Below are 14,046 nucleotides of genomic sequence, written 5' to 3'. Positions count from 1 at the left end.
CCCTTAAGATCCTGCGCAAGGTAAATAACCCTTGTCAATCACGAATCCGATGCCCGCGGTCGGCCATTGCCCTCTCTTCCGCCAATCGTTATGATTGCCGATCATCGGAGTCCGGCGCCACGGTGCGCTCATCAACCGACGGGATCTCGCATGCTCAAATCACAAAGGCTCGCCACGCTTCCGATCGATTCCTACGACTTGACCGAGGAACTTTCGGTCATCGATTCCAACGATGCCGGTGGCGAGTACGACGCATTTTCCTTCGGTCACTGGTCCGCGCATGTCCTCGCGAACTCCGGGGGAAGTGCCAAGGACACGGCCTTCCGGCCCTACGAGGGGCAGCTCGCCCTGACTGAGCTGGGCAGGAAGCTTCCCAACATCATGTCGCTCGTCACCGACAACTTCCCCCTCGAGAGGCTGCAGTGGGTCCGTATATTCGGCCTCAGTGACGGAATTCTCGCGCCCCATGTCGATTTTCTAGAATTCTCCGAGCCAGGTACGAGGCTTCAGATACCCCTGCGCACGGACGAGGATTCCCTGCATTCCGAGAACGACATCGTCTATCACCTCCGCCGTGGTGAGGTATGGAAAATCCACACCACGGTTCCGCACTCGGCCCGGAGCGTCTCACGACTCCCCAGGCTGTCTCTCTGCCTTGATTTCTCGGACGCCGAAGCCCCCATTGAAATCAAGAACACCATCCAGTCCGAGCTGCCCGTCCGAATCATTTCGCGTCCGCCGGTCACGGACGCCGACGTGGCCGAGCTGATGTCCTCCGCGGCCGATATGAACGCCACCGGCCTGCGCGCCTCCTTCCGGAAGTTCGCTGCGGTCCACTTCACCCGCCAGGCCGATGCGACGGCGGCGTTCGACTGGTTCGTCGAAGCCGCCGTGCGCACCGGGGACGACGCACTGGTCGAGAAGGCCGAGGCGTTCCGGACGTACTGCATCGAGAAGCGCGGCTACCGCGAGGCGTTCGAATGGTGAGGCACCAGGGACAGGGGCTGCGCCCCGTCGCCGGGCAGGGCCTTGCGGTCCAGCTTGCCGTTGGGTGAGACGGGCAGGCCGTCCACCAGCCACCAGCGAACCGGCACCATGTAGTCGGGCAGGACCGCGAGCAGCGCCCGGCGCAGTTCCGAGGCCGGCGGCGGAGCACCGGTGAGAGCAGCGTGCAGCTCCACCGCCCCGCCGGCCCGCACCACCGGGAACGCCGCGGCGTCCTTGACCCCGGAGAAGTCCGTGAGGCGCGCCTCCACCTCCCGCGGTTCCACGGCATTGCCCCGGATCTTGATCAGGTCGTCCATCCGGCCCAGCAACTGGAGCGTCTGGTCGGCCCGCCACACCCCCCGGTCCCGGGTGCGGTACAGCCGCTTGCCCGGGCGGAACGGATCCGGCACGAACGCGGTGCCGCTCAGCTCGGGATCGGTGTACCCCAGGGCTACCCCCGCACCGCCGATGTACACCTCCCCGACCTGCCCGTCGGGCACCGGCACACCGTGCTCGTCCAGCAGGTAGACGTAGGTGTTCCACACCAGTGACCCGACGGGCGGCCTCGGTTCGAGATTGCCGGCCGCCGCGTTCATCGAGTGGCTGGCCACCATGTGGTTCTCGGCCGGCCCGTAGTGGTTGTGCAGGGTGATCTCCGGCCGGCGCGTCAGCAGCCCCTCCAGGGCCTCCGTGCACCGGACCGTCTCGCCCGCGCTGATGATGTGGCGCAGGTCCGCGGCGTGCTCGAAGTTCGTCGGCAGCGCCATGACCACGTCGATGAGCGACTGCGGGAAGTCCACGACCTCGATGCGTTCGTCGATGACGTAGTCGATCAGATCCCGTGGATCGCGCCGCACATGGGGCTCCGGCACATGGAGGCAGCCGCCCGAGGCGAGCGTGTAGAACATCTCCTGGACCGACACATCGAAGGTCAGCGGGGCCACCTGCAGGACCCGCCGTCCGCGCCCGAGCCCGGAGCCGTCCACCTGCCAGGAGATGAAGTTCGCCAGGCAGCGGTGGGTCTGGACGATGCCCTTGGGGTTGCCGGTGGATCCGGAGGAGAAGATGACGTAAGCGGGATCCTCCGGCGCCGGCCGCCGGCGGACCGCCGCCGGCGCCGCGCCGCCCGCCGGGTCCGGTGCCACCAGACCCGCCAGGGCGGTCGCCCGCGTCCCCGAGGCACCGGTGTCCAGCGCCCCTGGATCGGCCAGGACCAGCAGTGCCGCGCTGCTCGCGCGCAGGATCTGCTCGATGCGCTCCGGCGGGTACGTCGTGTCCACCGGCAGATAGGCGGCTCCGGCCCGCAGCGTGCCCAGGACCGCCGCGGTGAAGTCGGCACCCGCCCGCCCGGCGATGAGCACCGTGTCACCGCGCGCTATGCCGAAGTCCCGCCCGAGCCGGTCCGCGACGGTGTCCGCGAGACGGTCGAGTTCCGCGTACGACACCTCCCGGCCCGGTTCGCGCACCGCGGGCGCCCCCGGGTGCGCGCCGACCTCGCGGTCGATGAGCTCCAGGACCGAGGACACGCCGATGTCCACCACCGGTCCGGCGTGCCCCGGGGGAGGGGACGCCGCGGTCATCGCCGTGCCCCCGGCCGCCCCTCCCAGGACCGGGTGACCGGCCCCGGCAGGAACGAGTAGGGGTCCTGCGGGTCGTCGGCGGTCGCCTCGATGGCGAGGTGGTGACCGACACCGAGGTCCCGTGCGAGCTCCTCGAACACCTCGACCATGACGAGGTCCTGCAGCGCCAGGCCCGTCGAGTCGTACACGGTGGTGACCGGGGACAGCTTCCGGTGGGCCTCCGGGTCCAGGAGGATCTCGGCGAGCGAGGGCCCGATCTCCTCGGGAGCGAGCTGCTGGCAGTCGCCCTCGGCCCGCGCCTGCGCCACGTGATCGGGGCAGACGACCGCCCTGCGCAGCAGCTCCAGCGGCAGCTCGGTCTTCCCCGGCATGTCGGAGCCGATGGCGTTGATGTGTACCCAGGGCTTGAGGTTGGTTCCCTGGATGACCGGGCCCGCGTACGGCGCGACCGAGGTGGCGGTGCACAGCACATCGGCCCGCTCCTCCACCTCCGCCAGCGGCGCGACCCGTACGGCCCCGGCAGGCAGCCGGGACCGGGCCGCGAAGGAGTTCTCCGCGCGCACGTCCTCGTCGCACACCAGGATCTCGGAGAAGGAGAAGACCCGGGACAGGGCGTGCAGTTGGGTCACGGCCTGCGCGCCGCAGCCCACGAGACCGAGGACCGCGGAGTCCGGGCGCGCCAGCACCCGGCTGGCCAGGGCGGACGCTGCGCCCGTACGGATGGCGGTGGCGAAGGTCCCGTCGATGACCGTCCGCAGGTGGCCGCTGTCGGCATCGAAGGCGCACAGGGTGGACAAAATGGTGGGCAGCTGGTTCTTGACCGGATTGTGCGGGTTGTAGCCGACCATCTTCATGGACACCGTGGCGCCGTGCCGGAGCGCGGGCATCCACTCCAGCAGCCCCAGATGGGGTGTCTCGATGAGGAATCCGTCCCGCTGCTTCATTTCCACCGGTGCGTCGCGGCCGGTGGCGAGAACGGTTTCCAGACGGGCGATCGTCAGATCGTAGAGTTGCCCCAGCCCCACCTTCGTGACGATGGTGGCGATGGCTTCGGCGTCGAGTATGCGTGTGCGGTCAGCTTGCAACGGTCTCTCCTGGCGCTCAGTGTTCGGACTGGTCCAAAGAAGGTGAAGGAACAGGGGATTTCGACGAGGCCGAGGGGCCGCGCCCGTGCCAGGACTCCCACAGTCCGGCGTACGCGCCCCCCGCCGAGACGAGCTCGTCATGAGCCCCCTGCTCGGTGATGCGGCCGGCCTCCATCACGACGACACGGTCCGCGTCGTGGGCGGTGTGCAGCCGGTGGGCGATGGCGATGACGGTCCGCCCGCGCAGTACGCCGGCGAGCGAACGCTCGAGGTCGCGGGCGGCTCGCGGGTCGAGCAGCGAGGTGGCCTCGTCGAGCACCAGGGTGTGCGGATCGGCCAGGACGAGCCGGGCCAGGGCCAGTTGCTGTGCCTGGCCGGGCGATACGGGGTTCTCGTCGGTGCCCAGCTCGGTGTCGAGGCCGTTCGGAAGGGCCTGGACCCACTCCTCGGCGGCCACCGCCGCCAGGGCCGCCGTCACCTGCTCGTCCGTGGCGTCCGGCGCGGCCAGTGCGACGTTCTCGCGCACGGTCCCGAGGAATACGTGGTGTTCCTGCGTGACCAGCGCGACGTTGCGGCGCAGCTCTTCCAACGGCAGTTCGTGGACCGGTACTCCGCCCAGCGTGACCGATCCGGTACGCGGCTCGTGGATCCCCGCGAGGATACGGCCGAGGGTCGACTTGCCGGCCCCCGAAGGGCCGACGATGGCGATGCGCTCACCGGATCCGACGCTGAGACTGACGTCCTCGATCACGTCGTGACCGGCCCGGTAGGCATAGGCGACGCCTTCCGCGGCCAGCCGGTCACCCTCGGGCCGCCGACCGGAGTCGCCCTCCGGTCCGGCCCCGGCCTCGATGCCGATCAGGCGGGCCAGCGAGGCGTCGCCGACCTGCAGCTCCTCGAGCCAGCCGAGGAGTTCGTCCAGCGGGTCGATCACGGCCCGGGTGTACAGCGTCGCGGCGGTCACCTCGCCGAGGCTCACCCAGCCCTCGATGTAGAAGAGCCCGCCGAACAGCAGCGTGGCGGCGACCGGCAGCACGTAGCCGAAGTCCATCAGCGGGAACCAGACGCTGCGCAGGAACAGCGTGCGCCGCTCCGCGCCATTCGCCCGCTCGACGTCCTCGTCCGTACGGCGGATGCGCGGGCCGGACCGGTCCAGCGCCTCCACGGTGCGGGCGCCGGTGACCGTCTCGGAGAGGCCCTGGGCGAGGTCGGAGTAGCCGGCCGCCTCGGCCAGGTAGGCATCCCGGGCGCGCGCCAGGTACCAGCGCGTCGACCAGACGATGAGCGGGACGGCGATGAGGCACGGCAGGACCATGATGGGGCTGGTCACGATCAGCGCCACCAGCGTCAGCACCACCGAGAGGCTGGCCACCAGGATCGACGGCGCCCCCATGCGCACGGCGTTGGACAGCGCATCCACGTCGCGGGTGCTGCGGGTCAGCAGATCGCCGGCCCCGGCCTTCTCCACCGTGTGCAGGGGCAGGGTCAGCACCCGCCGCACGAACCCCTCGCGGATGTCGGCCAGGACCAGCTCACCGAGCCGGGCCCCCTGCAGGCGGGCGGTACGGGTGAACACGCCCTGGAGCAGCAGGAGTCCGGCGATCGTCAGCACGGTGAAGTCCACCTGGCCGGTGGTGATGCCCTTCTCCACCTGCCCGACCAGCCGGCCCAGCAGGGCGGGCACGACCAGACCGCAGACCGTGGCGAGGACGAACCAGAGCACGGTGCGGGTCAGCAGGCCGGTATGGCTGCGCACCAGGCCCCGTACGTGACGGCGGACCGTCTTCGCGTCGGCTACCGGAAGACTCACTGGGCACTCCTCTGAGGGCGGCTGTCGGAAGGACTGGGGACGGTGACGATCACGTCTCCTCCCGCATGACAACGGCGGCGTACTGGGACGCACCGGTGGCGAGTTCACGGTGTGTGCCGGTCGCGACGACCTTGCCGTCCTCCACGTAGGCCACCTCGTCGGCCTGGTCGAGCAACAGCGGGCTGTTGCTCACGACCACGGTCGTGAGCTCCGCCCTGGACCTGTGGAGCCGTTCGGCGATCACCGATTCGGTGTGCGCGTCCACGGCACTGGTCGGATCCACCAGGACGAGGACCCCGGGCCGGGCCGCCAGCGCGCGCGCCAGCCGCAGCCGCTGCTGCTGGCCGCCCGAGAAGGCGGAGCCCCCTGCGGTGACGACGGTGGCCAGACCGTCCGGCAGGGCCTCGACGATGTCTTCCGCATTGGCGTTGTGCAGGGCCTGCGCGCGCACCTGGTCCGAGCGTCCGCCCAGATCCTCGGCCAGGACACCGGAGAAGAGGGTGTCCTCGTTGCGGGCCACGAGGATGAGTTCACGCACCTGTTCCAGCGGAAGCGAGTCCAGCGGCACACCACCGACGGTCACCTCACCCGGGGCGTAGCGCCCGAGCCGTTCGGCGATCTCGGCGCCCTCCTCCGGGGTGGAGGCGGCGATCACGGTCATCAGTCCCGGCCGGACCCGCAGCCCCGATTCCGCGTCGTACAGGTCGGGCGCCTCGGAGAGGTCGGCGCGTGCGATGTCGGAGGTGGCGTCGGGCTCGAGGGCCAGTACGCGCACGACGCGCTGCGCCGCGACATCGGCACCGACGAACGACTGCACCGCCGAAGTCGCCGTGCGCATCGGCAGCATGAGGAACGCGGCGTACCCGTAGGCTGCGACGAGTTCCCCGGCGGTGAGACCGCCACCGACGGCGAGGCGGGCGCCGATCCAGACGACCGCCACCACGAAGATCCCGGGGAGCAGCACCTCGGCGGCGGGCAGCACCGATTCGACCTTCGCCACGTGGACGCCCGCCTGCCGCAGCCGCTGGGAGTCCTTGCGGTAGCGCTCGCCGAACGCGGCTTCGCCGCCGATGCCGCGCAGTACGCGCAGACCGGACACGATGTCGCCGGCCCGGTTCGTCAAGTCGCCCTGCAGGTCGCGGTAGCTGCCGATGCGCTTGTGCAGCGGCCTGAGCAGCGGGCCCGTGCCCGCGAGCAGGACGGGGACGCCGATGAGGACGAGCAGGCCGAGGGTGACCGAGGTGGAGAGCAGCACCAGGGCGACGAGCACGACGGTGACCGCGCTGCCGATGCCGCGGGCGACGGCGCCGGGCAGGGCGCCGATGCGGGTGATGTCGGCCGTGCCGATGGCCACGACCTCGCCGGTGGAGATCCGCTTGGGCAGGGTCGCGCCCAGCCGTACCGCGTGCGCGGCCACGAGGCGGAACGTCAGGTAGTTGGCCTTGAGCCGGCCGATCGTGTCACAGCGGTGGCGCAGGACGCTGCCGGCGGTGGTCACCAGGGCGAGCCCGATGATGACGCCGGTCCAGACGAGCAGCCGGTCGGTGTCCTTCTCCGTCATGGCGTCGATGGCCCGGCCGATGGTGAAGGGGGTCAGGCCCATGCTGGCCATCCACAGGCAGCCCCACAACACCCCGAGGAACAGTGTGCTCGACTGCCTGCCGATCAGCCATCGAAGATAGCTCCGGGGCGACCGGAGGTCCGGATCCCCCAGCTCGGGCAGCGGATTGTTGCTTGGCAATGCGAATCCTTCGGGGTTGTCCCGTCCCGGAGGGGCCGGGGCGGTCGGGGGGACAGGAGGTACTGAGCGGTTCTGCCGTCGGGGGGACGCTCGGGAGGGCCGCCGGTCAGCTGTGCGGTGACAGCTGACCGAGGACGAACGCCCGCAGTTCGGCGGTCACGCGGAGGGGGTCGGCGAGGGGGTAGAAGTGGTCGCCGGGGAAGGTCCGTACGGTGCCGGTACCGGCGGACCAGGCGGGCCACTTGCGGATGTGGTCGTCCGTCACGCCTGCATCGTCCTGCCCCCGCCATGCGCCGAGCGGGCACGGCAGGAGAGCGTCCTCGCCAGGTGGCGTGTACGAGTCGCAGATGGCGTTGTCGCCGCGCAGGGGCCGCGCCACCGCCGCGGCCAGGCGGCTGTTGGCGCCCACGGCCGCGGGCACGACGCCTTCCGCAACCAGTTCGTCGACGAGCTGCCGGTCGGTCAGCCGAGGCGTGTCGGAGGGCTCGCCCTGGTCGTCCGGGGCCCGGGAGGCCGAGGCGACGAATCCGCTGGGCCACCGGCCGTACTCTCGGCCCAGGGCGCGGGCGAGCTCGTACCCCACCAGGGCTCCCATGCTGTGGCCGTACACGAAGTAGGGCAGGTCGAGCCGGGCGGCGACGGCCGGCGCCAGCTCGTCGAGCACCTGCGCCATGCCGGTCGCGGGCTCCTCGCGCCACCGGTTCTCGCGGCCCGGCAGCTGTACGGCCAGCAGTGCGATGTCGGGGCCGAGCAGTTCCTGCCAGGTGCGGAACTGAAAGGCGCCGGAACCCGCGTGGGGCAGGCACACGAGGAGAGCCTTCGCGGTGCGCGGCGGGTCCCACTCCACGAGGGGCCCCGGCTTCACAGCCGCCCCCGTATGTCGTCGGCGGGCGCGCCCGGCACCTCGGGCAGAACCGGTTCGGCAGTGGCCGGGCTAAGACGGACACGTGAATGTGGCACTGCTGAATGGAGGCACACTGTTTCCCCTGTCAGTCGAAGGTGGCGTTCAGCGGTCGCGAACGGTTCGTACTCGGCGACCGGAAATGACTTCAACGGAGGGCGCGGTACGAGAAGTCCGGAGCGGTCGTCATGCACTGACCCTCGAGTGAGACTCGACTCGAAATGCACAGCTCCCGGCCTCGTCGCCAACATTCCTATCACGGAGTGGACTTGGAATGTCAACAGACAGCCGGCGCACCCTCCATGTCATCGTCTTCGGGCCGACCCACCCGACGATTTATACCGTGAACCCGGTCGAGTCCGCCTTGAGCTCCGCTTTCGATCGGCTGGAAGTGAAATGGAAGAATCCCCGCCGCCGCATCGGCCCGTGATTCACTGGCGAGGAGTTTACGGGTTAGAGGTCAGTCGACCTGGAGCCTTGTCGGCGAGGGTGTTTCGGCGTAACGAGGCGTAACTCTGGCCGGTCGGCGTGCAAGGAGACCCCGATGCCGCTGAAGCAGGTGTCCAGAACCCCGCCCCTGACGGGGGTGTGGGATGAACGCGTGAAGGCGTCGTGGCGATACAGCGCAACGGGGCCGAAGGGGTGTGTGCATGACGCAGGAAAAGCGTGGCGTGGCCGTGGTCTCGGGTGCATCCTCGGGATTCGGCTGGAGAATTGCACAGGTGCTGAGCCGGCAGGGCTACTCCGTGGTGGGCCTGGCCCGCAGAGCGGACCGTCTGAAAGAGCTGGCGGAAGAGGACTCCACAGGAGCGATTCTGCCGGTGGTCGCCGATGTCCGTGACCGAGAAGGTCTGGCCATGGCCCTCGACGAGCTGCCTCCGGAATTCCGTGACATCTCGGTCCTCGTCAACAATGCTGGCCTCTCGCGAGGGTTCGACACCCTTCAGTCGGGCAATGGTGATTCCTGGCGCGAAATGATCGACACGAACATCTCCGGTCTGCTCAACCTCAGCGGTCTGGTGCTTCCCCGCCTCGTCTCGCGCGGGTCCGGGCACGTCGTGAACATCGGCTCGATCGCGGCGAGTTACCCCTACATGGGCGGGAACGTCTATGCCGCCACCAAGGCATTCGTCCACCAGCTGTCGCTGAACATGCGCGTCGACCTCCAGGGAACGGGCGTCAGAGTGAGCTGTGTGGCGCCCGGTATGGCGAAGACCGAGTTCGCCAAGGTCCGCTACGACGGGGACGAAGAGCGCGCCGACGCGCTCTACCAGGGCATCGAACCGCTCACCGCCGCCGACGTGGCCGAGGCGGTTGCCTGGTGTCTCTCGCAGCCCGCCCGGGTCAACGTCAACATGATCGAACTGATGTCGGCCGAGCAGCCCTTCGGGCTCGGCGTCGCCGGCAGCCCGACCGCCCGGCCGGGTGGTGCGGAGGGTGCGTGAGTCCGTGCAGACCGCCTCCCGGCGCCTGACCGCGACGGACGTGCTCGTTGCACGACCCGCCCGCCCCGAGGATGCGGAGCAGATCGCCTTGCTCTCCGCCCCGTTCGTCGAGCAGGGCCTGCTGGTGGCTCGCCCGCTGGCCGAACTGGCTGAATTGTCACAGGGCTTCGTCGTCGCCTGTGAAGGGGACCGAATGGTCGGCTGCGCAGGGGTGGCACCCTCCGGCAGCAGCCTGCTCGTCTACAACCTGTGCATCGCGGTCGACTGGCAGGGCAGGGGGATCGGCCGGCACCTGGTCGGTATTGCCGGGACCATCGGCAGAGAACTCGGATACGGCTCTCTGCTGGCCCTGACCCGGTACAGCGGGGAGTGGTTCGGGAAGCTGGGTTTCTCGGAAGTCCCGGCGAGCGAGATCCGTGACGAATGGCGCGCCCTCTTCCGTCCGGGCCGAAGATCCAGCCTTTACCAGTTGAGACTCATCTCCGAGCCGTCGGAGACCGAAGCACGTCCATGTGCCGACTCAAGCAGACCAAGGAGTGACACAGTTGATAATCTGCGGGTTGAAACTCACGCATGATGGTGCCGTCGCCCTGCTCGACGACGACCGTCTCGTGTTCAGTGTCGAGATGGAGAAGCTGGGGAACGGTCTGCGCTACAGCACCGTTGCCGACTTCAGCCTGATCCCCGGAATTCTCTCCGACTTCGGCTACAAGCCGGAGGACGTCGACCAGTGGGTCGTCGACGGCTGGGACGGAGACGTCTCCGGAACAGTGGCCCTCCTCGACCAGGGGCTGCCCACGGAGATCGTGGTCGGTCCCTACCGGGAATCGGCGGCGTGCCCGGCGCTCGATTCGCCCAGCGTCTCGGGCAAGTTCCCGATGGACGGCCGGACCTACGCGTACACCAGTTTCCCGCACGCTGCCGGGCACGTGGCGAGCGCTTACGCATCCAGCCCCTTCGCCCAGCGCGGCGAAGGCTCCTTCGTCCTGGTCTGGGACGGTGGACTCTTCCCCCGCCTCTACTGGGTGGACCCGCGCGACGGCGTGGAGAACCTGGGCGAACTCTTCCCCCTTCTCGGCCATGCGTACGCCATTGCGGGACACCACTTCGGGCCCTTCCGCAAGACCGTCCAGTCACCCACGGTCGACGACCTCTCGGTCGCCGGCAAGCTCATGGCGTACATCGCGCTGGGCCAGGTCGACGAGCGCGTCGTCACGGTGCTGCGGGAGGAGTTCCACCGCGTCTTCGAGAGCGACGAGCCGGCGGCCGTGGAGTACCGCGCGACGGTCGGCGGGTACGGCAGTCTCTTCGAGCCGTCCGTGCCTCCCGTGCACGAGTTCTTCTCCGCGGTCCGCACCCGCGTGTCGGAGAACGGGATCAGCGACGAGGACGTCCTGGCGAGCGTGCACGCCTTCTTCGAGGACCTCCTCGTCGAGCGGATCACCGCCAAGGTACGCGCCGCCAAGGGCGAAGGCCCCTGGAACCTGTGCTTCGCCGGCGGCTGCGCGCTCAACATCAAGTGGAACAGCGCGCTGCGCGAGGCGCCGGACTTCCGCGACGTGTGGGTCCCGCCGTTCCCCAACGACTCGGGCTCCGCCATCGGAGCGGCCGTTCTGGGCCGGGCGCAGCGCGACGGGCTGGCCCCGCTCACGTGGAACCCCCGGCTGGGCCCGGCGCTGACGCCGTCGCCCGAGCTGCCCGCCGGCTGGTCGGCGTCGGCGTGTGCTCCGGAGGAACTCGCCGCGATCCTCCACGAGTCCGGGGAGCCCGTGGTGGTCCTGCACGGACGAGCCGAACTCGGCCCCCGCGCACTCGGCGGCCGCAGCATCCTGGCGGCCCCGGTCAGCGCGTCGATGAAGGACGAGCTGAACCGGGTCAAGGACCGCGAACCCTACCGGCCCGTCGCCCCCATCTGCCTCGAGGCCGATGCACCGGGGATCTTCGCTCCCGGCACGCCGGACCCGCACATGCTCTTCGACCACGAGGTGCGGGCGGAATGGGTGGACCGCATCCCCGCGGTCATCCACCTCGACGGCACCGCGCGGCTCCAGACGGTCGGCCCGGAGGACGACGACCTGCTCTTCGCCGTCCTGTCGGCCTATCGACGGCTCAGCGGCGTCCCGGTGCTCTGCAACACCAGCGCCAACCTCAACGGGCACGGCTTCTTCCCCGACGTGGCTTCGGCCGCCGAGTGGGGCAGGGTCGCCCGGATCTGGAGCGACGGGACGCTGTACCAGCGCACCGACGGCTGAACCGGGGCGCGACCCCGGAGTCATGCCCCGACCCGGCCGGGCTTCAGGGCCGGGTCGGGCGGCGCAGGAGCAGGGTGACGAAGCCCAGCGTGCCCCGGTAGCCGTGGAGCCAGGCCTTGCGGTGTCCGGCCGCGGCCTCGAGCGCCCGGCCATGGTCGGGGTGCTCCGGGTTGTCGAGGGCCCAGCGGGAGAGCGACCCGGTCCAGGACCACTCGTAGTCGTCCCACTCCTGGAGGCTGCTGACGTGTCCGTGGACCGGCACCCAGCCGTCGGCCGTGATGCGGTCGACCGTCGTCGCGAGATCAGCGTAGTCGTCGGCGGCGAAACCGGCGTCGAGGGTCTTGCGGCCGGGTTCGCGTTCCCAGAAGCACTCGCCGATGAGAACGCTTCCGCCCGGGGCGAGGTGGCCGTCGACGGCCTTCAAGGTGGGGATCAGGCCGCCGAACGCGTGGGTGGCACCGATGCTGAGGACCAGGCCGTACCGGTGCGGCGAAGTGAACTCCGCGGCGTCCTGGGCGTGGAAGGCGATCCGGCCGCCGAGCCCCGCTTCGTCGACGGCGCGGCCGGCGGCGGCGATGGCCTCTGCGTCGTTGTCGACGCCGTCGGCGCGGAGGTCCGGGCGGGCGGCGTGCGCACGCATCAGCCAGGTGCCCGATCCGCACCCGAGGTCGAGCAGCCGGACGTCGCCGCTCGGCAGGGCCCGCTCGAGGAGCCTGTGCACGGACTCGTCGCTCAGCGGAGCGGCGACGGGGTGGCCGGTGTGGGCGAGGGAGCTGATCTGTCGGCGGTCCATGGCAGCATCCTGCCCCTCCCCTCGCCACAAAGCCCCCGACACGGTCGACCGGACAACCCGATCGTGTGCCGGGGCCCTGTCGTCCACCGGAACGCCGACGGCGCCCGCGCCACCGGTCGTGAGCGAGCCCGGTCGTGGTGCCCGTGGTCAGGACGCGATCGGGAGCTGCTCCAGGAACCGGGCCAGGGCCTCGGCGACCGGCCGGGGCCGATCGATGGGGAGCAGATGGCCGACGTCGTCGATGACGCACTCCTCGATACGATCCGCACGGGAACCTACTGCGTCTATGTCCCTGATCCGCGCGTTCCTCCCTCGTGGTCCACGTGATGGATGAACGGCTGCGGCCCTGACCGCTGCTTTGCGGCCGGTGTCCGAGCCAGGACTCCGGGGCGGGACTAGAAGAAGCCCAGCTTCTTGGGGGAGTAGCTGACCAGGAGGTTCTTCGTCTGCTGGTGGTACAGCCCTTACACCCACGCTGACCAGCGGAAAAGGAAGTTGGTGCGGATCCTTGGCGTGGGCTGGTCCGAAAATGGTCCGGATCTTAGTCCGGGCAGTCCTGGGCTGGAAGGGGCGGGGGTGGGGCTGGGACGTTCTAGGAATGATCGGGAGCGAGCTGGGCTATCGGGTGAGCCCACCGTGCTGGACATGAGCATGGTGCGGCCGTCGGATGTGCCCCGGGCCGGCTGCTCGCTCCACGTCCAAGCAGTAGCGTCCGGGGAACCGATCGTTGTGCAGGGCGAACCAGGTTCCTGAAATGCAGCGATGCCTTCACCGGCCGCTGTCGACGACTGCAGTGTTGCTGCCTATGTGACCAGCAGAGTCGTGCGCGCCCACGGGGCCCACTCACATGTAGGAGTCCATCGGCACTCGTCTACACGATGTTGGTGACCGGGGCCGCAGTGAGCAGGGAATGGATCAGCCGACCAGGCCGGGGATCCCACAGACGCAGGCGGGTGCCGTTTCCCCTGGCAAGCAGCTCCGCCTCGCCGTCCTGGTGCATTGGGAACGACCGTATTGCTCAGGGGGCTGTCGAGACGTTCTACGAGCTTTCAGCTCCGAAGATCCCACAGAGTGATCTGCGTTGTGGCGATCGGAACCAGGAAACGGCCTTCCGGCAACGGGACGGCGCACATGTCGGCTGGCTTACTCACCGCAGCTCTCTGGGGCCTCTGTCGCTTCGTCATCAGGCTGGAAAAGGCTGAGGAGATCCTGCACGGCCCAGTCCGGGAGAGTGATTGCCGTGGCGGATGGCAACCTGGCACTCCGCAGGAGAGAGCCTTCCTCGAAAACGGCTTCGGTGAGCCAGGAGAGGGTGTCGTCGTCGAGGAGGTCGGGGTGCCCGGCGGCCGTTTCGGCGAACTGTTCCACGTCGGGGAAAATGCTGGGCACGACCGTGGGTAGGTTTCCGTTGCTCGACGCACGGACAACCGCACGGCGGACCATAGTCTCGTA

12 protein-coding genes are annotated in these 14,046 nt (G+C 69.5%); 5 read left to right on the top strand and 7 right to left on the bottom strand.

The window, feature by feature from the left end; all coding sequences use genetic code 11:
• Positions 1 to 150 precede the first annotated feature (150 nt).
• Positions 151 to 987: a putative nonproteinogenic amino acid hydroxylase gene (locus tag IF09_RS0117805; protein ID WP_030296814.1), complete on the top strand. Its 837-nt coding sequence runs from the start codon at positions 151 to 153 to the stop codon at positions 985 to 987.
• Here the strand turns inward: IF09_RS0117805 and IF09_RS0117800 are convergent.
• From IF09_RS0117800 to IF09_RS40345, 5 genes are all read right to left on the bottom strand, one after another.
• Entirely contained in the window at positions 963 to 2,567 is a 1,605-nt protein-coding gene (locus IF09_RS0117800) for an amino acid adenylation domain-containing protein (protein WP_078613315.1), read from the bottom strand. The two genes, IF09_RS0117805 and IF09_RS0117800, sit on opposite strands and share 25 nt — an antisense overlap.
• On the bottom strand, positions 2,564 to 3,652 hold the full coding sequence (locus tag IF09_RS0117795; protein ID WP_051832605.1) for an ornithine cyclodeaminase family protein: 1,089 nt from the start codon (positions 3,650 to 3,652) through the stop codon (positions 2,564 to 2,566). Before IF09_RS0117795 ends, IF09_RS0117800 begins: the two co-directional genes overlap by 4 nt.
• Positions 3,653 to 3,668: 16 nt before the next feature.
• Complete coding sequence (locus IF09_RS0117790) at positions 3,669 to 5,462, bottom strand: ABC transporter ATP-binding protein (RefSeq protein WP_037635242.1); 1,794 nt, start codon at positions 5,460 to 5,462, stop codon at positions 3,669 to 3,671.
• A gap of 49 nt (positions 5,463 to 5,511) precedes the next feature.
• Entirely contained in the window at positions 5,512 to 7,203 is a 1,692-nt protein-coding gene (locus tag IF09_RS0117785) for an ABC transporter transmembrane domain-containing protein (RefSeq protein ID WP_030296808.1), read from the bottom strand.
• A 106-nt stretch (positions 7,204 to 7,309) separates the two neighbouring features.
• Positions 7,310 to 8,068 (bottom strand): thioesterase II family protein, encoded by a 759-nt coding sequence (locus IF09_RS40345; protein WP_051832603.1) that lies wholly within the window; start codon positions 8,066 to 8,068, stop codon positions 7,310 to 7,312.
• 310 nt (positions 8,069 to 8,378) lie between these two features.
• Between IF09_RS40345 and IF09_RS45675 the strand changes: the two genes are divergently transcribed.
• The 4 genes from IF09_RS45675 (at position 8,379) to IF09_RS0117765 (ending at position 11,801) form a co-directional block, all read left to right on the top strand.
• The gene (locus tag IF09_RS45675) at positions 8,379 to 8,534 is read left to right on the top strand and encodes a hypothetical protein (protein WP_158709999.1); all 156 of its coding nucleotides are present in this window, start codon (positions 8,379 to 8,381) and stop codon (positions 8,532 to 8,534) included.
• 220 nt (positions 8,535 to 8,754) lie between these two features.
• Entirely contained in the window at positions 8,755 to 9,549 is a 795-nt protein-coding gene (locus tag IF09_RS0117775; protein WP_030296805.1) for an SDR family NAD(P)-dependent oxidoreductase, read from the top strand.
• A gap of 4 nt (positions 9,550 to 9,553) precedes the next feature.
• On the top strand, positions 9,554 to 10,126 hold the full coding sequence (locus IF09_RS41815) for a GNAT family N-acetyltransferase (protein WP_158709998.1): 573 nt from the start codon (positions 9,554 to 9,556) through the stop codon (positions 10,124 to 10,126).
• The gene (locus tag IF09_RS0117765; RefSeq protein ID WP_234321046.1) at positions 10,110 to 11,801 is read left to right on the top strand and encodes a carbamoyltransferase N-terminal domain-containing protein; all 1,692 of its coding nucleotides are present in this window, start codon (positions 10,110 to 10,112) and stop codon (positions 11,799 to 11,801) included. The genes IF09_RS41815 and IF09_RS0117765 overlap by 17 nt, the downstream gene beginning before the upstream one ends.
• Positions 11,802 to 11,844: 43 nt before the next feature.
• Here IF09_RS0117765 and IF09_RS0117760 read toward each other — a convergent pair whose 3' ends face one another.
• Positions 11,845 to 12,594 carry an SAM-dependent methyltransferase gene (locus IF09_RS0117760; RefSeq protein ID WP_030296800.1) on the bottom strand — a complete coding sequence of 250 codons (750 nt, stop codon included), beginning with the start codon at positions 12,592 to 12,594 and terminating at the stop codon, positions 11,845 to 11,847.
• Positions 12,595 to 13,737: 1,143 nt separating this feature from the next.
• Positions 13,738 to 13,962: a hypothetical protein gene (locus tag IF09_RS0117750; RefSeq protein WP_158709997.1), complete on the bottom strand. Its 225-nt coding sequence runs from the start codon at positions 13,960 to 13,962 to the stop codon at positions 13,738 to 13,740.
• Between the last annotated feature and the right edge of the window lie 84 nt (positions 13,963 to 14,046).

Origin of the sequence: Streptomyces katrae, from assembly GCF_000717655.1 — a bacterium.
Lineage (GTDB): Bacteria > Actinomycetota > Actinomycetes > Streptomycetales > Streptomycetaceae > Streptomyces > Streptomyces katrae_B.
Note: the sequence above shows the minus strand (reverse complement) of the source record. Positions and strands in the feature narration are given on the sequence as shown.

What these genes read in the sequence shown, in the direction of transcription:
- IF09_RS0117805 (WP_030296814.1), top strand. Translation starts at nt 151, where the DNA reads ATGCTCAAATCACAAAGGCTCGCCACGCTTCCGATCGATTCCTACGAC.
- IF09_RS0117760 (WP_030296800.1), bottom strand. Translation starts at nt 12,594, where the DNA reads ATGGACCGCCGACAGATCAGCTCCCTCGCCCACACCGGCCACCCCGTC.
- IF09_RS0117775 (WP_030296805.1), top strand. Translation starts at nt 8,755, where the DNA reads ATGACGCAGGAAAAGCGTGGCGTGGCCGTGGTCTCGGGTGCATCCTCG.
- IF09_RS0117800 (WP_078613315.1), bottom strand. Translation starts at nt 2,567, where the DNA reads ATGACCGCGGCGTCCCCTCCCCCGGGGCACGCCGGACCGGTGGTGGAC.
- IF09_RS45675 (WP_158709999.1), top strand. Translation starts at nt 8,379, where the DNA reads ATGTCAACAGACAGCCGGCGCACCCTCCATGTCATCGTCTTCGGGCCG.